18 protein-coding genes are annotated in these 18,344 nt (G+C 65.0%); 4 read left to right on the top strand and 14 right to left on the bottom strand.

The window, feature by feature from the left end:
* The first annotated feature begins 88 nt into the window (after positions 1-88).
* Positions 89-1,882, top strand: a complete 1,794-nt coding sequence (locus tag AKL29_RS23145; RefSeq protein WP_050385753.1) for a D-alanyl-D-alanine carboxypeptidase — start codon at positions 89-91, stop codon at positions 1,880-1,882.
* A gap of 239 nt (positions 1,883-2,121) precedes the next feature.
* Here the strand turns inward: AKL29_RS23145 and AKL29_RS23140 are convergent, their stop codons facing one another.
* From AKL29_RS23140 to AKL29_RS23125, 4 genes are all read right to left on the bottom strand, one after another.
* Positions 2,122-2,841 carry a DnaJ domain-containing protein gene (locus AKL29_RS23140; protein ID WP_028336413.1) on the bottom strand — a complete coding sequence of 240 codons (720 nt, stop codon included), beginning with the start codon at positions 2,839-2,841 and terminating at the stop codon, positions 2,122-2,124.
* A gap of 84 nt (positions 2,842-2,925) precedes the next feature.
* A complete protein-coding gene (locus tag AKL29_RS23135; protein WP_050385752.1) occupies positions 2,926-3,666 on the bottom strand; it encodes a vWA domain-containing protein in 741 nt (246 codons plus the stop codon).
* 89 nt (positions 3,667-3,755) lie between these two features.
* Positions 3,756-4,697 (bottom strand): alpha/beta hydrolase, encoded by a 942-nt coding sequence (locus AKL29_RS23130; protein WP_050385751.1) that lies wholly within the window; start codon positions 4,695-4,697, stop codon positions 3,756-3,758.
* Positions 4,698-5,082: 385 nt separating this feature from the next.
* Positions 5,083-6,006, bottom strand: coding sequence for a division plane positioning ATPase MipZ (locus AKL29_RS23125; RefSeq protein ID WP_050385750.1), 924 nt, complete (start codon positions 6,004-6,006; stop codon positions 5,083-5,085).
* A gap of 280 nt (positions 6,007-6,286) precedes the next feature.
* Here AKL29_RS23125 and panC point away from each other — a divergent pair, with 280 nt between their 5' ends.
* On the top strand, positions 6,287-7,138 hold the full coding sequence (gene panC, locus AKL29_RS23120) for a pantoate--beta-alanine ligase (RefSeq protein WP_028336416.1): 852 nt from the start codon (positions 6,287-6,289) through the stop codon (positions 7,136-7,138).
* A gap of 120 nt (positions 7,139-7,258) precedes the next feature.
* Complete coding sequence (locus AKL29_RS23115; protein ID WP_082190671.1) at positions 7,259-8,005, top strand: hypothetical protein; 747 nt, start codon at positions 7,259-7,261, stop codon at positions 8,003-8,005.
* Positions 8,006-8,024: 19 nt separating this feature from the next.
* On the opposite strand, the gene AKL29_RS23110 is transcribed toward AKL29_RS23115, so the two are convergent.
* The 5 genes from AKL29_RS23110 to AKL29_RS23090 form a co-directional block, all read right to left on the bottom strand.
* Positions 8,025-8,465, bottom strand: coding sequence for a DUF1489 family protein (locus AKL29_RS23110; RefSeq protein WP_028336418.1), 441 nt, complete (start codon positions 8,463-8,465; stop codon positions 8,025-8,027).
* 138 nt (positions 8,466-8,603) lie between these two features.
* Positions 8,604-9,551, bottom strand: a complete 948-nt coding sequence (locus AKL29_RS23105; protein WP_050385749.1) for a hypothetical protein — start codon at positions 9,549-9,551, stop codon at positions 8,604-8,606.
* A 153-nt stretch (positions 9,552-9,704) separates the two neighbouring features.
* On the bottom strand, positions 9,705-9,908 hold the full coding sequence (locus AKL29_RS23100) for a hypothetical protein (RefSeq protein ID WP_018272021.1): 204 nt from the start codon (positions 9,906-9,908) through the stop codon (positions 9,705-9,707).
* A gap of 218 nt (positions 9,909-10,126) precedes the next feature.
* Positions 10,127-10,495: a YidB family protein gene (locus AKL29_RS23095; RefSeq protein ID WP_028336420.1), complete on the bottom strand. Its 369-nt coding sequence runs from the start codon at positions 10,493-10,495 to the stop codon at positions 10,127-10,129.
* 117 nt (positions 10,496-10,612) lie between these two features.
* Positions 10,613-11,266 carry a glutathione S-transferase family protein gene (locus AKL29_RS23090; RefSeq protein ID WP_050385748.1) on the bottom strand — a complete coding sequence of 218 codons (654 nt, stop codon included), beginning with the start codon at positions 11,264-11,266 and terminating at the stop codon, positions 10,613-10,615.
* A gap of 119 nt (positions 11,267-11,385) precedes the next feature.
* Between AKL29_RS23090 and AKL29_RS23085 the strand changes: the two genes are divergently transcribed.
* Positions 11,386-12,063, top strand: a complete 678-nt coding sequence (locus AKL29_RS23085; protein ID WP_028336422.1) for a DUF599 domain-containing protein — start codon at positions 11,386-11,388, stop codon at positions 12,061-12,063.
* Positions 12,064-12,075: 12 nt separating this feature from the next.
* Here AKL29_RS23085 and AKL29_RS23080 read toward each other — a convergent pair whose 3' ends face one another.
* The 5 genes from AKL29_RS23080 to AKL29_RS45410 all read right to left on the bottom strand — a co-directional run.
* Positions 12,076-12,966, bottom strand: coding sequence for a hypothetical protein (locus tag AKL29_RS23080; protein ID WP_050385747.1), 891 nt, complete (start codon positions 12,964-12,966; stop codon positions 12,076-12,078).
* A gap of 207 nt (positions 12,967-13,173) precedes the next feature.
* Positions 13,174-13,959 (bottom strand): aldo/keto reductase, encoded by a 786-nt coding sequence (locus tag AKL29_RS23075; protein WP_050385746.1) that lies wholly within the window; start codon positions 13,957-13,959, stop codon positions 13,174-13,176.
* A gap of 72 nt (positions 13,960-14,031) precedes the next feature.
* The gene (locus tag AKL29_RS23070) at positions 14,032-15,363 is read right to left on the bottom strand and encodes a cytochrome-c peroxidase (protein ID WP_050385745.1); all 1,332 of its coding nucleotides are present in this window, start codon (positions 15,361-15,363) and stop codon (positions 14,032-14,034) included.
* 109 nt (positions 15,364-15,472) lie between these two features.
* Positions 15,473-17,119 (bottom strand): phospholipase C, encoded by a 1,647-nt coding sequence (locus AKL29_RS23065; protein WP_410712196.1) that lies wholly within the window; start codon positions 17,117-17,119, stop codon positions 15,473-15,475.
* 513 nt (positions 17,120-17,632) lie between these two features.
* On the bottom strand, positions 17,633-18,344 hold a 712-nt coding region (locus tag AKL29_RS45410), incomplete at its 5' end, for a DUF1214 domain-containing protein (RefSeq protein WP_244482323.1).

Genomic DNA, 18,344 nt, shown 5'->3' with positions numbered 1-18,344 from the left:
TTGTTGCGCAGGCAAGGATCGATGGCCGCCGGGCACAATTTCGCCTCACGAGCCAGTGATCTAGATAGAAATTGGGACGGGGAAGTAGATGCTTCGAACAACCTTGGCCTCCTCGCGGGCGCTGCGAGTTGGCGTTCTTGGGCTCGTGACCGTCACGACGGCGATCCTGATCACGAGTGATAGCGCCGAGGCGCGCCGTCACCGGCGCCACTACGCCCGTCACCACCACAGCCAGGAAGCGCGCGAGAGCTACAGCCCGCAATTCGCGTCGATCATCGTCGACGGCAACACCGGTTCGGTGCTCACCGCCACCAGTCCCGACGGCTTGCGCCACCCCGCCTCGCTGACCAAGATCATGACGCTCTATCTGCTGTTCGAGCGCCTCGATTCCGGAAAGATGAAGCTCGACACCGAAATGCCAGTGTCCGAGCACGCCGCCGAACAGGACCCGACCAAGCTCGGCCTGCGGCCCGGCTCGACCATCAAGGTCGAAGACGCCATCAAGGGCCTGGTCACCCGCTCCGCCAATGACGCCGCGGTCGTGATCGCCGAGGCGATCGGCGGCAGCGAAGACGATTTCGCCCGGATGATGACCCGCAAGGCCCGCGCGCTCGGCATGAGCCGAACCGTCTATCGCAATGCCTCCGGCCTGCCCAACGATGAGCAGGTGACGACGGCGCGCGATCAATCGACCCTCGGCCGCGCGATCCAGGACCGCTTCCCGCGCTATTACCGCTACTTCTCGACCTCGGTGTTTAACTTCCGCGGCCAATCGATCCGCAACCACAACCATCTGCTCGGCAGCGTCGAGGGCGTTGACGGTATCAAGACCGGCTACACCCGCGCCTCCGGCTTCAACCTCGTGACCTCGATGCGTCGCGGCAATCGCTTCCTGGTCGGCGTAGTGCTCGGCGGCCGCAGCGGCGGCTCGCGTGACGCCATCATGCGCAACCTGCTCGCCGAAAACGTCGGGAAGGCCGCGACCACCCGCACTGCCGCCGCGATCACCGAACGCAATCCGGCCGACGCCAATGTCGAGGTCGCCGACGCGGATAATGCGCGCGCGCCGGACACTTCGCCCGTCGCGGCATCGGAGCCCGCCGCTGCGGCTGCCGCGATCCAGGCGCCGCGCCCGGCCAGCAAGCCCTCGCTGATGGCGGCGGCCGCCGCTGCGCTGCCGCCGCTCCCGGCCAAGCCGGAGCCGCAGGCCAAGCCCGAGCCGGCGCCGCTGACCTCAGGCGTGATCCAGACCCAGCCGATCGCCGCGATTCCCGGCTCGGCTGAACCGATGAAGCCGGTCAAGGTGAAGACGGTGCAGGTCAAGGCCGGCCAGATCAAGCTCGCCGCGGCCGGCCCGGCGCAGTCCGCGCCTCCGATCACCAACACGATCCCCTCGCGCGGAGAGGTCCCCGAGACCTCCAATGCGATGATGGCGCGAGCCGCCGAGACCTCGAGGCCGGAAATGCCGCCGCAGCCGGCCAATTTCGGCACCGGCAACGGCATCCTCGGCGTGCTGCCGGCCTCGGCCGTCCATGCACCCGCTGCCCCGGCACCGCAGGCCGTGGCTTCGATCGAACCCGCAACCCGCAGCGTGCAGGCCGCTCCGTCGACCAGCGCCGCCAGGCCGAGCGCCGCGCATACCGGCTGGATCATCCAGGTTGGCGCGCTGGAGTCCGAGGGCGAGGCCAACAAGCGCATCGACCTGGCACGCAGCTCGGCCCGCGGCCTGCTCAGCAAGGCGGATCCGTTCACCGAGGTGGTCGCCAAGGATAATCGCAAGCTCTATCGCGCCCGCTTTGCCGGCCTCGAGCGCGATCAGGCCGAGGCGGCTTGCAAGACGCTGAAGCGCGCCGAGATCTCCTGCATCACCGTTCGCAACTGATCGCCAGCATCTGCTGATTTCAAACGGCCGGCGCAGCAAGCGCCGGCCGTTTTGTTTTTGCCGCCGCGAAAACGGCCGGCCGGCCGCGCGCGGCGCAACCATGAAACTTCTCGTCAAGATTTTACGGTTAAGTTTTCCCGAAAGAGCGATCGGCCACGCCGGACAGCGGCGGGCCAGACGGGGCATCAATCAGAAACGGAAGGCAGCTCTCGGCTGTGGCGTTGGTAGCGTAGCCGGAGTTAGAGATGCGTGCGAAGCAGAGTGTCCTTGGCCTCGTTCACACGGGCCGCGAGGTACGTCGAGCCCCCCTGGTCGGGATGGAGTTTCTTCATCAGGGTACGGTGAGCCCGGCTGATGTCGTCGCGCGACGCTCCCGGCTGCAGGCCAAGGATTTGATAGGCCTCCTCGTTCGTCATTTTGCCACCCGACGCCGCACGGCCCTGCCCCCGTGCCCGGTCGCCCTGTGCGTCCTGACGCCAGGCGGGAAAGCGGCGGTCCAGATAGCTTTCAAGTAGCGCGACGCTCTCGGCGTCGAAGCTCGGGACCATCGCCAATAGCTGCGACAGGTCGAATTCATCGAGCATGCGGCCGGCCTGCGGTCCGGCCACGATCTGGCCCCTGAGCACGCCGCTGCCGTGATCGAGGGCCATATCGAGATATTGCGAGCGCACCCGCGAGCTTTGTCCCTGGCTGCGCGAACCGCCGAACATGCCGCCGAGATTGGGAAATCCGGTGCTTCCGAACGGCGACCAGCCGAGCAGTCCGGCACCGAAGATGCCGAGCGGAATTGCCACCGCCAGTTCGCCCCGCACGCCGGTAAAGGCTGCGACCGCGAGGGCGAGCACCCCGCCGCCGATCTTGATCGCGCGCGCAAGCACGGCGGGATTGGCCGCACGAAACATCTGCAGCGCGGAATAAAGGACGACAACGGCGATGACGCCGGCGATCAGCGTTGGCATGTCGGGAATATAGGCGGCCCGGCGACAAAAAGCATGCGAAGCTTCGTTTCACCGGCGTCAGGCGGAGCCTGACGCGACGCGGCGCTATTTCATCTGACCGATCAGCTTCGCCGCGCCGCTCGCGGTCTTGGCCAGCTGCAGCAGCGCCTCGCGGCCGCCGGCGGCATAGGCTGCGGCGGCACGCAGCAATTCGCGGAGTTGCGCGGCCGCGCCGGGATCGAACCTGCACCAGGCGCCACCGGTCAGTCGCGCGATCTCGCGAAACGTTTGCTCGGCGGTCGCATCCCTGCCCTCCTGGAACATGAAGACCGGCACCTTGAGCAGGCCGAGCTCGCCGGCCTTCGCGCACAGATCGTCGGCGCTCTCCTCCATCGCGTCGCCGACGAACACCAAGGCGCGCACCCCTGCCTCGACCGCTTCGCGACGCGTCTCGGACAGCACCTTGCCGATCTGGGTGTTGCCGCCCTGGCAATCGATCTTGCTCATCAGCCGCGCGAGCTGCGCGCTGTCGGAGATCCAGCCCGACGCACGGCACTCATTGAAGCCGCGATAATAGACGAGGCGGATATCGAGACTGCCGAGCGCGCCGGCTTCGCGGAACATGTCCGCCTGCAGCGTGCACGCCATGTCCCATGTCGGCTGCCGGCTCATCGTGGCGTCGAGCGCGAACACCAGCCTGCCGTGGGCGCCGGCGCGATGCGGCGACATCGCTCGCGCCCTGGCGACGAATGCCGCGATGTCGTTCGCGCTGGATGTCAGCACGCCAGGCTCATGGGCCGGGCGTACATCGCTTCCGGATGTCGGTTTGATCGTCTTGCCGGCCATCAGCGCTTGCCTCGTACAGCAAACACTATGTGGGCCGCGGCAGTGGATTGGTCAACGTGAGAGGCCAGCCTGGACCGCGGGCCGCCCCGTCAGTTCGTGACCGACGGATCCTTCTTCGTCTCGGTCTTGGTCAGCGAGAGCGACTTCTTGAGCTTATCGGTCAAGGTCTGAGGTTTCTCGACCGGCACGTAGAGCGAGACGGGACCGGGCTCCAGAATATTCGGCGGCGCATTCCTGGTGTCGACCGGCGCGACAGCGCTGTCGGTGTCGGCGAGGAATTTATCGAGCATGGCCTGGATCGAGTCCTTGGCCTTCTCGGGCCCTGTGTCACGCATGTCGTTGTGCTGGAAGTTGGTGTTCACCACGGTGATGCCGGCCTTCTCGCATTCGTCGGCATCGGGAACGACGCCCGGATCCGGCTTGAACTGCGAGTCATGCGAACGGAATGACAGGATCTTGAACTTGCCGTCGGTCATGAACGGCACGCGCAGATTGTCCAGCGTCACCACCTTCTTGATCTCGTCCGGATACTGCTTGGCGAAATACATCGCGATATCGCCGCCATTGGAATGGCCGACCATCGTCAGCTTGCTGTAGTCCGCGTTCGGCTGGCGCTTCTTCATCTCCTCGATCGCGAACTTGATGTTGGTGATGCCGCGCTGGTACTGCGGCAGGCGGCCGACATAGAGCTCGCCGACCTTGGTCACCATCGGTCCGTCCGACGGCAGGTCGTTCTGAATGCTGATGGTCAGATAGCCGCGCGCCGCGAACACGTTCGCGAGGAAGGAATATTCGGTGAATTTGACGGTATTGCCATGATTGAGGATCGCAACCGGCAGCGTTATCATGCCAGCGTCGGCCTGCATCTCCTTGTCGAAGCGCACGGCAACGTCGACCGCGACCGGCCGCTCATCGCGCGTCGGGTCCTTGAACATGAGAGTTTCGTGACGGATCGCCCACTTGCTCGCGGTGAAATAGGCCGCCGTGATCACCACGGAGAGAGAAAGCAGAACGAGAATTCCACGCTTCATGACGTCCTCGAGGTGCCCGCCTTTTCAGGGCTGTTCTTGGCCGGAGACTCTTCGGCCTCCTTTTGAGAATATATGTCACAGCGCTGTGACAGGAAGTCTAAAAGTTGGGACTTCGCAGCACGTTCATTGTGCGGTGCACACAACCTTTGTGCATTCGCTTCTGGCGCCATGGCTCTGCGGCACGATAATACCTCAAGACCAACCGACCGGGAGCGGGAACGCGGCTGGCTTGGGAAAACCGGATCTGGCCAGCTTTGTTCCGGCATATTGGCGACGGAGTGGCCGAAAACCCCGCAAGACTACCGTGCTTCTGCACCGTCCAGGAAGTGACGATCGTCACCTGCTGCGCCGGCCGTGGAACCTGCCCGAGGGAGAGCTTGGCGGCCTAGCTGCCGATGATGTCGTCGACTTCCAGCGGCTTGTCGACCTGGCTGAACCATTCGGCCCGGTTGGCGGCCCGGCGGCGGCCGCGCTCGTCGAGCGGCAGCTTGAGCTGGCGCAGCAGGCTCATCACCTCCTCGCGGGCGGTGACGTGCCCAAGGCTCGGGCGGGTGCCGAGCGTCGCCTCGTCGATGTCATCGAGCGCCGTCAGCCCGCGCGGGAAGAATTCGCGATAGACCACCCGCTCGGCAAAGCCGTCGACCGAACGGAACCCGAGCCGCAGCGACAGCTGCTTCAAGCCGTCGGCGACCAGCTGCTTGTTGCGCGAACCGAGCATCGATAGCCGGTTGCGCACCACGATCCAGTCGGTCGAGGCGCCATCGAGCTGGCGGCGCTTGCGTCTGGTGTCGCGCACCATCTCCGCATAATGGCTCTCGCCGGTCACCGCGTAGGTCGCGGGATCGACGGTGCCGAGCACGTCGAAATCGAGGAAGCTGTCGTTGATCGGCGTCACCAGCGTGTCGGCCATCGAATGCGCGAGCCGCATCAGGTAGCTGTCCGCGCCCGGGGTATCGATGACGATGAAATCATAGGCGCGTTCCACCGCACTCACCGCGGCCATGAACTGCTGGAATTCCGCGTTCTCGTTCTCCTCGATCTGCATCGTCTCGCCGTACTTGATGCAGTGGTGTACCGGGAGCTCGAGGTCGAGCCCGGTGCGTCGCGCCCAGGCCTGGCGATTGCTGATGTAGCGGGTGAAGCTCTGCTGGCGGCAGTCGAGATCGATGCTGGCGACGCGCTGCCCGGCCTTCAGCAGCGCGACGGCGATATGCAGGGCGGTGGTCGACTTTCCCGATCCACCCTTCTCGTTGCCCAGCACGATGACATGTGCGGAGCCGGATTGACCCTGACGAGCCTGCACCAACATGATTCAAATCCCCGCAATGATCTTCAAAGCGAGCGCCGCTGCGGTCAAGTGAAATGCATCGCTGCGACAGGAAATCAATTGCGGCCATGCTGATGAATCGATCAAGCAAGACTGCTGAGTCGATCGGCGGCTTTGATCCGCGCGCGTTCGAGATCGTGTAAGGCTTATCGGCCGGTTTGCCGATCGTGGTTCGGACTTGGTAAGCTGCGTGACCTGCCGAACGCCAACCCGTCCCGCCCAGATTCGTTCCCACCCGGATTGCCCCACGAGCCGAGACCAGATGCCGAGAAATCCCACCGTCGTCCGTACCGTCCCCGCCCTTCGTCGCGCCGTCGACACCCTGCGCGCCAAGAAGGCAACCGTCGCGCTGGTCCCAACCATGGGAGCGCTCCATGACGGCCATGTGTCGCTGGTGCGGCTCGCCAAGCGCCGCGCCAAGCGGGTCGTCGTCTCGATCTTCGTCAACCCGACCCAGTTCGCGCCGACCGAAGATTTCGGCTCCTATCCGCGCACCTGGAAGGCCGACGTCGCCAAGCTCGCCGCCGAGGGCGTCGACCTGATCTGGCACCCGGAGGTGAAGGCGATGTACCCGGACGGCTTCGCCACCAGGATCGTGCCGGAGGGGCCGGCCACCGCCGGGCTCGAGGATCGCTTCCGGCCGCATTTCTTCGGCGGCGTCGCCACCGTGGTCGGCAAGCTGTTCACCCAGGTCCGGCCCGACGTCGCAATCTTCGGCGAGAAGGACTTTCAGCAGCTCCGGGTCGTCACCCAGATGGCCGCGGACCTCGACCTCGGGGTCAAGGTGATCGGGTCCAAAACGGTGCGCGAGCGCGACGGTCTCGCGATGTCGTCACGCAACGTCTACCTCTCGCCGGAGGAACGGCGCGCCGCCCCCGAGCTTCACCGGGTGATGAAGCAAACGGCCGGCCGCCTGCGCGCCGGCGAGGATACCGCGACTGCAATGGCCGACGGCGCCGCGGCGATCACCAGGGCCGGCTTCGTGCTCGATTATCTCGAAGTCCGCCACGCCGCCTCCCTGGCGCCGATCGGCTCGCTGAAGGACGGCCCGATGCGGATGCTGGTGGCGGCAAAGCTCGGCAGCACCCGCCTGATCGACAACATCGCGGTATAGAGCAGGATCCGGAAAGTGTGATGCGGTTCATGCGCAAACGGGGTTCGAGCCTGTAATGAGGGCTCGGCCTCATCTGCGCGGCCGACGCGTGGATGATCGCGCCTTTCAGAGGCGATCGGAATGAGCGGTTATTTCAGGAAAGGCATTGCTTTCGGCATCGCGCTCGTGGCCGCAGGCCTCGTGCAGGCGCAGACCCGGCCGCCGGTCGGCGGGGTCAATTCGGCGCCCGGCGCGATGATCTTCTATGTCGCGCATGGTGCGCCTGATGCCTGCGGCCCGGGCTGCTCGGACTGGATCGCCGCCGAGGGCGCCGTGCAGTGGGATACCTACAAGCGCCTGCTGGCGATCCTCGACCGGCAGAACGGCCGCAAGCTGCCGGTGGTGATCAACGTCAAAGGGAATTCCAACCTCAACGTTGCCTCCAGCCTCGGCCGCATCCTGCGCGATCGCGGCATCGATGCCGCGGTCGCGGCGACCGAGGTCGAGGCCTGCACCGGGAAATCCGAGGAGGAATGTTTCGCGCTCAAGCGGCCCGGCGGCCCGCTCGACGCCAAGGAGAAGCTGTCCGGCATTGCCTGCGATTTGGCCTGCGTGCTGATGCTGTCGGGCGGCGTGCATCGCAGCCTGCCGGAAGGCAGCCGCGTGGTGCTGAGCGGCATGGCGATCCACAACCGGCTCGCGCCCAACGTCTCGGCCGAGCATCGCGAGAGCCTGACCTCGGTCTTCACCGACCAGTTCCGACGCTATCTCGGCGAGATGGGGATCGATCACGAGCTGCTCGACGTCGCCGTCAGCAATGCGGGCGGCAGCCGCTATGTCGAGATCCCGGCGTCCGAATGGAGCCGGCTGCACCTCGTGACGCAGTAGTTCGCGGCAGTCATCGGCCTCAGAGCAAGCCGAGGTCGCGCAACTCGCGGCGCATCGGCTCGGGCATCGATGCCACGCTGGCGGCGCTCGACTTGGTGAGATCGGCCGGCGCGGAGTCCGCGGTCAGGTAGCGCCAGCCCTGGAACGGCCGCATCGGCCGCGGCGAGACCGCGATCACCTTGGGCTGCATTACCAGCCGGCAGCGTCCGATGCCGTCCTTGTCGCGGAACGGCTCGATGGCGATGATCTTCTCGCGCGCGGCGATCTCGCCGCGGATCACCCAATAGAGCGAGCCGCCGGCAAGGATCTCCTCCTCGCGCTTCGGCGTCATCCGCGTGATGTGGACGTGACGGAGCGGCAGGCCCTTTTTCTTCGCGGTCGCCATCCGCTCGGCAACCCAGCCCTTGAGTTCCTTGACGGAGTCGCAACCGACGGCGAGCTTGATGAGATGAAGCGGCATGCGCCGGATGTAGCGGCCGGCGCGCGCTTTGAAAAGGGAGCGCTCTCCGCGGCGGTGGATATCGGGACTAGAGCGTTTTTCGAGCCAAACGAAGCCGGAACAGTGCAATGACGGCGGCTCAAGCCGCCGTCATCACGCTCATTGCTCGTTCGCAGCCGCCGGTGCGCTGGCGGCGGCAGGAGGCGGCGCCGGCGCGGCCGGGGCCGGCGCGATCTGGACCGGGCGCTTCGCTGCCGGCGGCCGCTTCGGGGCTGCGGCGGGCGGCGCGGCGGCGCGCGCGGCCGGCGCGGGTGCGGCGGCGGCTGGCTTTGCCGGCTCGGGCGTCATGATGCTGACCGGCGGCGTGTTCGCCGAGCTCGGAAACTCCGCATTGGTCGGCTTGCCGGTGGGCAATGACTGCGGCAGCGCCGCGACCAGGCCGGAGACGGCCGACGCCTGGGCGCCGGCCGGCGCGTTCCACGACCCCGCGTAGCGCGTGATCAGGTTCTCGTAGGTCCGCTCGTTCATGTTGGCGATGATCTGATGGTTGTCGCCGAGCGAGCGGAACGCGGGGCACGCGGTCGGCGTGCAGTGGTCGCGCGCCATCAGCGCATAGGCGACCAAGCCGTAGCGGTCATGCTCGATGGCACGGCGCAGCGCCTGCAACTCGGTGGTCGAATTGCGCTCGGCGGTCGCGAGGTCGCCGAGCGCAGTCAGGCGCGAGATCTGCGCCGCAGCGTAACTGACCGCCGCTGCCGCCGTATCCGATGAACCGAACAGCACCTTCTCGCAGGCGTTGAGAACGGCGTCTCCGGCGAGATCGTCGACGCAGGCCAGCGCCGGCACCGTCTGGCTGGCCAGTTGCGCCGTCCGTGTCTCGGCCGGCGCCGCCTGCCCACCTGGGCCGAAGCCACGGATCGTCGCAGCGACCGCAACCGCGATCGACAGCAGCGTGATCACGGTCAGCGCGCCGTTGGCGACGGATTTTTCCGCACGCAGCAGCGTGACCAGAACGACGATCCCAAAGAACCCCGCAGCGGCCAGCGTCAGCCACATCGGGAAGGTCGGTGAGCGCCAGATCTGATCCAGCGAGGAAGCCCAGTTCATGCGCGATGTCCCTCAACGCAGCGTAAGCACAATCGGCGACGGCGAACGCCGCCACCCCGACGTCCAACCTTCAGCACAATGGATCTGCGAACGGGGCCTTTTGACGGCGGCGGCGCGGAACCCGCTCCAGCCGCCGGCTTGCGCACAACTCCTTCAGGACAGCGCGAGCTGACTCTCCTTGGCCACCCGTTCGAAAGCTTCAGTCGAGCTCTTGATGCGATATTGGCAGTCGTCACCGTCGGTCGGCAGCAGGCGGATCACTTGATAGGTGCCGCTCGCGGCGGGGCGCGCCACGTTGCTGGCCGTGAAATAGACGGTCTCGCCAATCGAGTACTTATGCTTCAACGCCCTCTCCATTTTCTTAGAGATTGCTGGCTGAGCTGACAGTCCCGATAGCTCAGGCCGGCATTTTGAGAACCCTGCGGCAAGCTAGCACATCGCACCTCCCCAAATCCAGCGAGATTGGGGCATGGCGAAGGTGCGATTTTTGCAGGTTTTTCAGGGCGATAGGCAGCAATTTGCGTGCCAGCCGGAAATTGCCCGCCGAGCCCGGCTGGAACCCTGATTCCAGCCGCTCAGGCGGTGTGCGGCAGCTTGCCGTCCGGGCTCGCGCCATCGACCGCAGCCGGAAGTTGCTGGGCGAGCACCTTGGACAGCTGGTCCACCGGAATGTTGAACCTGGCGGCGAGCTGCTTGACGGTGTCGCTGCCGAGCACCTGCTGGAGCTGCTCAGCGGTGATCGGCAGGTTCTGACCGGTACCGATCCAGGATTTGACCTGCTCGCCGAGCCCGGCTTGCTCGAGCTTGGCGACGATCGAGGACAAGCCGCCCTGCCCGCCATTGCCCAGGACCTCGCCGAGCACGACCGGGATCACCGCCGCGCCAAGCTGGCCAAGCATGCCTTTCAGCTCCGGCGAATTCTCCAGGGAATCGAGAATGCCCATGGTCTAAGTCCTTTCACGACTTGCAAAACCAGCCTTTCCGGATTCGACGCCTTCGGCCCCGCGACGTCAAGCCGCGATCTTTGCGACCGCTGTCACAATTCGGAAGCGCAGCAACCGTCAGACATCCTCGAAACGAGCGATCCGCAGCGTCTCGGCAACGCCGTCGCGGCTCCATTCCTGGAACGCCGGAAGCTGCATCATGGCATCGACATAGTGCTGCGCTTCGGCCTTCACCGGGATCGCGTAGGTGCGGAAACGATGCACCACGGGCGCGTACATCGCATCGGCGGCGGAGAATGCGCCGAACAGGAACGGACCCTGCTTGCCGTAGCGCGCATGGCACTCGGCCCAGATCTCCTGGATCCGCGCCACGTTGGCGCGCGCATCATCCGACAGCGCGACGGCGCGGATCGGGCGGTGCAGATTCATGCCGCATTCGTTGCGCAGCGGCATGAAGCCGGAATGCATCTCCGCCGAGATCGCGCGGGCATGCGCGCGCGCGGCACGATCCGCAGGCCAGAGCTTCGCCTCGGGAAATCTCTCGGCGAGATATTCGATGATCGCCAGCGAATCCCACACCGTGACGTCGCCATCGATCAGGGTCGGCACCTTGCCGGCCTTGCTGAAAGAGAGGATGCGGTCCTTGTCGGCCTGGTCCGTGTAGAGCGGAATGAAGACCTCTTCGAACGGGATGTTGTTGGCGCGCAACGCCAGCCAGGGCCGCATCGACCATGACGAATAGTTCTTGTTGCCGATGACGAGCTTGAGCATGTCCGGGAATCCTGTTGCCACGGTAGTTTGCCATAGTGCATTGCACGCGTTCAACCTGTACATGACGCGGATGCGGTCCGGCGCGGACAGTCAGCCGCGCGCTCACGAAGGAAGGCAACATGACCGGCTATTGGACCGACATCCTGGCCGTCGGCTTCTTTGCGCTGGAATGGCTGGTCTATACCATCACGCTGGAGCACACTGCGTATGGGCGCGACAGCCTGTCGGCGCGGATGCACGTCTATCGCGAGATCTGGGTGCGGAATCTGCTCAACCGCGACGCACGTATGGTCGACATGCAGATCATGGCCAGCCTGCAGAACGGCACCGCGTTCTTTGCCTCCACCAGCCTTATTGCGATCGGCGGCGGGCTGGCGCTCTTGCGCGCCACCAATGACGCGCTCGCGGTGCTCGGCGCGCTGCCGGTCAACCTGACGCCCTCGCCCGCTTTGTGGGAGGTCAAGTGCATCGGGCTGATCCTGATCTTCATCTACACCTTCTTCAAATTCGCCTGGGCCTATCGCCTGTTCAACTATGTGGCGATCCTGTTCGGCGCGATGCCGCCGGCCGACCAGCGCGATACGCCGGAGGCGGAGGCCCACGTGATCCGCACCACGCGGCTGTTCGAGACGGCGGGCCGGCACTTCAACCGCGGCCAGCGCGCGTTCTTCTTCGCGCTCGGCTATCTCGGCTGGTTCGTCAGCCCCTGGGTGCTGTTCGTCACGACAGCCGCCGTCGTGATCGTGATCTGGCGCCGGCAGTTCGCCTCGAATGCCTGGCAGGCGATGGGAAGCTGAGGCGAACCTCGTCTACGACGCGAAATCGCGCGGACTGAAATCGAGGTCGAGCACCTTCCATTCGCCGTAGCGATCCCGCGGCAGCATCGCATAGGGCTGGCAGGCCTGCAGCGCTTCGGTCGCGCTCTTCAGCAACAGCGGCCCCTTTTCCGAGGCGGTGGCTTCGATCAGCAAGGGCTGCGCGGCGAGCTTACCGTCGGGCTTCATGAACACCCTGAGCTTGATCCTCACGTCGTCGCCCGTGCTCAGCGTCGGCGGGAGTTTCAGGCAGGTCTTCAGGTGACGGCGGAATTCGGCGACCACGCTTGAGCCGACGTCCGCCTGCTCGGTGGCGGCTGCGTCGAAATTGTCCTTGCCGGGTCCGGGGCCGGACGGCGCGGCGGCGGGCGGCTTCACGGAAATATCGGGCGGCAGGCCGAGCATGACATTGTATTTGACCGAAAGATCGGGCTCGGGCTGCGCATAGGCAGGCGACGACGCTGCCGCCTGTTGCTGCGCCATTGGCTGGGGCATCGGTGGCGGCTGAGGCGCCGGCTGCGCAGCCGCGGCTTGTTGCGGAGTTGGGGTGGGCTTGGGCGGCTGCGCCTGCTTCTGCGGCGGTTGCTGTGGCGCGCTCTGCTGTGGCGCGGGCGCCTGCGCCGATGGTTCGGGCTTGGCTGAATCCACCGGCTTATCGAGCGACGGCAACTGCAACTCAGGCGTCGGCGACGGGCTCGGGGCCGGTTCGGGCTTGGTCTCGACCTCGGACTTGGCGACCTCCTGCGGCGTCACGATCTCGACCGGCACCGTGTCAGCGGCGACGGGATCGAACTGATGGACCTCCGAATACAGGAAAATCAGCGCAAGCAGCATCAGGTGCACGAACACCGACGCCATCAGATCCGCGTTTGGCCGAAACTTCATCCCACTCGATCACATCAGTGACGTCTCTCCCCGCCGGGCTACAATACCGGCCGGAACCCGCCTGCCTCAATCCCCATTCGGTCCAAAGCCGCAATCGGCCAGCGGGGCATTAGCATGATCCGGATCAGGACCCAGCCATTTTTCCAAGACTTGATGCTTCCCAAGACCTTGATGCTCAGGCAAAGACCCCATGCGTCGCGGGGCCCGTCATCGCGCGTCAGCTCTCCCGATCGCCGAGATCTCGCGCATGTCGTCAACCGACAGCTCGAAATCGAAGATGTCGATGTTCTCCTGAAGGCGTTCGAGCTTCGAGGTGCGGGGGATCGCGGAGACATTCTGCTGCACCAGCCAGCGCAGGCAGACCTGGGCAGCGCTCTTGCGATAGCGGTCGCCGATCCGCGCCAGCGCGCGGTCGCCCTTGACCCGTCCCTTCGCGATCGGGCTATAGGCGACGAACGCCATGCCGTGGCGCCGACAGGCCTCGATCACGTCGGCCTGGTGTAGGTAAGGATGGTACTCGACCTGGTCGCAGGCGAGCGGCTCGGGACATGCCGCCACCGCCTCCTCGATCAGCGCCACGTTGAAATTCGAGACGCCGATATGCCGCGCCAGGCCCGCCTGCCTGACCCGCGCCAGCGCGCCGAGCGTCTCGGCAAGCGGCACCTGCGCATTGGGCCAGTGCAGCAGCAACAGATCGACCTCGGTCAGGCGCAGCCGCGCCAGGCTCTCCTTCGCCGACCGCTCGAGATCCTTCGCCATGAAATGCGTGGTCCAGACCTTGGTGGTGACGAACACGTCGTCGCGCTTGATGCCGGAGGCACGCAGCCCCTCGCCGACTTCGCGCTCGTTGTCATAGATCTGGGCGGTGTCGATGTGGCGATAGCCGAGCCGCAACGCCTGCTCGACGATGCGGGCGCAGGTCCGGCCGCGCAGCTCCCATGTGCCGAGCCCGATCGCCGGGATTCTGGCACCGTTGCCTTCGACGACATTCATGCGCCCATTATGCGCGCATGACGAAGCCCTGCCAACTCACGGTTCGGTTCCGCGATGGAACGTCGCGACGTCTCATCGCTCCGGCTGGTAGCCATCGGTCAGCGTCTTCAGGAAGGCGATTATGTCGGCCTCGTCCTGCGCCGTCATCGCCGGCGTGTCGCCGGGATGGCGCTCGAACGGCGGATCGCTGACGTCGACATTGCCGTGATATTTTTCCGGCAGGTCATCGTATTTGCGCACCGCGCCGTCGGCGCCGCGCGGAAACACCTTCTCCGGATTGGTATCGCGGAAGTTATAGAAGTCGAGCACCTGCTCGAGGCTGGTGAAGACCCCGTTGTGGAAGAACACGCGACGCGTCGCCGTGTTGCGCAAGGTCGGCGTCAGAAACATCCCGCAATATTGCGTCTGCTCGGCAATGTCGGTGCGGTACGGACCGCAGACCCCGAGATCGAAATGATCGGGATCGCGGTTGCCGGCGAGCGCGGCGTTGCGCGGCGCGCCGAGCGCCTCATATTGGTGATCGGTGAACAGCGGCGGCAGACCGTCCCGGGTCGGCTGCGACGTATGGCAGCCGCCGCAATTGGCCTTGTCCGGATCGTTGAACAATTGCAGGCCGCGCAGCTCGCTCTCGTTCAATCGCGCCTTGCCTTCCAGCCAGTAATCGAACTTGCTGGTGTAGGGATGGAAGCTCGGCTCCTCCACCTGATAGCGCGCGACGGCAAACATCGCCTCCGCGACCAGCAGCCGCGTATTGTCGAAGACACCGGCACCGAACAGCTCGGCGAAGCGCGGCGCGTAGCTCGCCTGGCGCAGCTTCTGCGCCACGATTTCGATGCTGCCGCCGTCCATCTCGTTGGGATCGAGCAGCGGGAATATCGCCTGGTCCTGCAGCGTATCGGCGCGGCCGTCCCAGAACAGTCCGCCCTGCGGCACGATGTTGACCGCCGACGCGGCGGTCCCGGTCGCAACTTTTTTGGCGCGCGGGGCCTGCTGGCCGAGCGCGGCCAGTTGCGCGAAGTCGACGACATTGTCGTCATCGTCCTTTTCCGGCCCGATGCTGAAATTCGGCTGCCGCTCGAGATAGGTCAGGCCCGGCACGGCGCGGGTCCCTTGCCGGGATTGCGCGGGCCCGCCGAGCATCACCGGCCCGTCATTGGGTGGCCCGTAGGCGTGGTCCGGACTGTGACAGGACGCGCATGACAATGCGCCCGACGAGGACAGCAACGCGTCGAAGAAGATCTTCTGGCCGAGCTGCGCCATGGCGGACAGCGGAGCGGCCGGCGGACGCCTGAGCTGCACCGGGTGCGGATTGGTCCCCGGAAGTCCCTGCGTCTCGACGGCCGCAACAGTGCCCGCCATGCACAGCAGGCCGGCGCCGAGAAGCCACAAGGTGCGGCCGTTCATGTCAGATCCAGTGTCGTTAAGCGTTTTCGCGCGAACCGGAGACCAGTTCGCGCGAGCAGAACGCGTCAGGGCAAAGCTTCGGTTCTGATTGGATCAGAACCGAAGGGCGTTAGTGGTGATGGTGATCATCCGGCGCGCTGACGATGACGGTGCCGGCGGTCGGATCGAGGAACAGCGTGTCCTGCCGATACTCGTGGTCCTGGCCGTGGCCACGCTCGAAGTCGAACATGTCGGCGATCGATTCGACGTTGTCGTCGAACGAGCCGCCGCCGAGACGCTGGCCATGCAGCCAGTTGTCCTCGATGAAGCGCACGACGGAGGCCTGCGAAATGCGGGTGTGGCTGACGTAATTCCGCTTGGCGAAGGGCGAGATCACCAGGAACGGGACGCGCGTACCGGGACCGCAGCGGCCGTTCACCGGCTGGCCGTTGAGGCCATTCGGCTGCGTCTGCTTGCCGATACCGCGGCCACACTGGCCGGGACCGTTGACCTGGTCGGCGGTCGGATCATACGAAGCGCTGATCGGCGCAAGGTACTGGTGGTCGTACCAGCCGTCGGAGTCGTCATAGGTGATGATGACGGCGGTCTCGCCCCACTCCTTCTGCTTCTGCAGGAAGTTGATCAGCTCGACATTGCCGGCCTGCTCATCGAGCGGATCGGAGTTGCCGGGATGACCGTCCTGATAGGCCGGCATCTTGATGTAGGAGACGGCCGGGAAGTTGCCGGCCTTCACCGAAGCATAGAAGTCCTCGAGATCGTAGGCATGATTGGCCGGATCGAGCGTCTTGCTGCCGGGCACATAGGTGTGACCGACCGCATTCACCGAGCTCGGCCGCGCATGGGTCGGGTTGGCGGTCGACTTGTAGTACTGGAACCAGGCGTGGTGCGGGATGTAGTCCACGACGGTGCCGTTGACGTTGCTCGAGAACGTGCTGCGGCCGCAGTTGGTGGTGCCGTTGCTGTTCTTGAGCGTCAGGTCGAAGCCGCCCATGAAACTGCCCCAGCTGATCTGCTGGGCATTGAGCAGATCGCCGATGTTCTTGCTGGTCATCAGGACCTGGCTGGTCGTGCTCGAGCAGGCATCATAGGCAGGATCGGTATCGCCGATCAGCGTCAGGCCGCCCTGGCCGTCGGCGATCGACGACGACGAACCGACGATGTTCTGTGCGCCGTTGGTCTGGCCGGAAACCACCTCGAGCGCGCCGGGCGTCGACGGACCAAAGGTGTCGGTCCAGCTGTTGTCGCTCATCGCGAAGTTCTGGGCGTAATTCCAGAACGCGGTGACGGTGTTGCCGTCGAAATAACCCATCACCTGCCCGTTGGTGCCGAAAGCGCCGACGCCGCCGGCGGTGCCGCGACCGGTGAATTTCGGAAACAGGTCTTCCTTGCCGTTGTCGACCGCCTGCTGCTCGGGCGTATAGGCGTGGTTCTGCGACTTGGTGTTGGCCTGGGTGCGGTCGAGGCGGAACGGATTGGTCGCGCCGGTGCCATTGGCCGGGTTGTTGTTCGGGTTATTGGTCAACAGATTGGCGCTGGCGAGATTGTTGACCTTCGGCGTATGCGGCTTCGCCGTGAACGGAATCGAGCCGGTCGGGTTGGTCGCAACCGGGTAGGTTGCGAAGTAGTGATCGAACGAGCGGTTCTCGTTGAAGATGACGACAAGATGCTTGATCGGCGTTTGGGTGTGGATGTCGTGCGGATGATGATCGTGGCCGTTATTGCCCTTGTTGTCGTCCTGGGCGGCGGCGCTGCACATCACCGCAGCGGCAGCAACCAGACAGACTCCGACCGTCGAAAGAAATTTGGCTTTCACCGTAGTGCCCCTTTTATTTTTGAAGGATTTATGACGTCGACCTGCGACAAGTTATCCATCGCCGATGACAGCGCTGTGTCGATCGAATGAATGCGACGAACGATGATGTGCGCCGATGTTTGCGTCGGTTGCAGCGAGCGTCGGGGGATCAATCTTTGCGCGCATGGCAGACGTCACGCCTCTGACACGAGCGGCTATCCGTGGACGCGGCTTCGGTCAGAAGGCTTCGGTCAGAAGGCTTGGATCAGAAGACTTGGAATTGAAGGGATCGCGCTGAAGATGACGGCAGCGGTCAGCAATCGCGTGAACTAGTTGTGCGCTGCCGGCAATCGCGGCTGCTCACGCCCGAAAATAAATCCGCGCCTTCCGGGAATGTTGTCCCGAAAAGCGCGGATGCCTGGTCTTGTGGCGGGCGGCGCTTCGGCTCGGCGCACGCGGCGGATGTGAGACCGGTTGCTAGGACACGCGCATAAAGCCGGGAGGTTTCCACGCCCCTTCGCCTGCCGGCAGAATCGATGGCGGCGTGGTTTTCGGCCAGTACAGTCGCATCACCACATAGATCGGGCCATCCGGCGCCGGCAGCCAGTTTGCCTCCTTGTCCGCTCCCGGAGACTTGCTCTGGACGTAGATCGTCAGCGAACCGTCAGAGCCGCGCTTCATGTGCGGCAACATCGGCGAGTTGATCAGGTAACGGTTGATCGGATTCTTCACCAAGAGCTGCGACTTGCCGTCATACATCGTGACCGACCAGAAGGCGTTGACCGGCGGCAACTGTTCCGCCGGGAAGGTCAGCGTGTAGCTCGACTTCGAGCAGTCGAGTTCCTTGCCATCGGCGTCCACTTTGCCCAGGGGATACATGGCCTCCACCGCGTCGTTGCCATAGATGCCGGCCTTCGCGGCTGCCGCGCGCAAGAGCCAGTCGCCGTGAAAGAATGCCGCGTCACCGAACGCCGAGCTGACGCGCCAGCCATTGATGTCCTTGCCGAGGCTCGCCACGGTCTCGCTGACCTTGCGCTCGCCCTCCTTCATGCCAAGCAGAATCTCGGCCTTGTCTTCCAGCGACAGGCTGCGGAAATCGAAGGTCTTCCCTGGCCCCACGCCGATCCGTGCCAGTTGCTCCCGGATCCAGCGTTCCTCCGGCAGCGCCGGCGCGAATTGAAGCGCGAAG

This window comes from Bradyrhizobium pachyrhizi, assembly GCF_001189245.1.
GTDB lineage: Bacteria > Pseudomonadota > Alphaproteobacteria > Rhizobiales > Xanthobacteraceae > Bradyrhizobium > Bradyrhizobium pachyrhizi.
The sequence above is the reverse complement of the archived record's forward strand: the minus strand, read 5'-3'. Positions and strand labels throughout refer to the sequence as shown.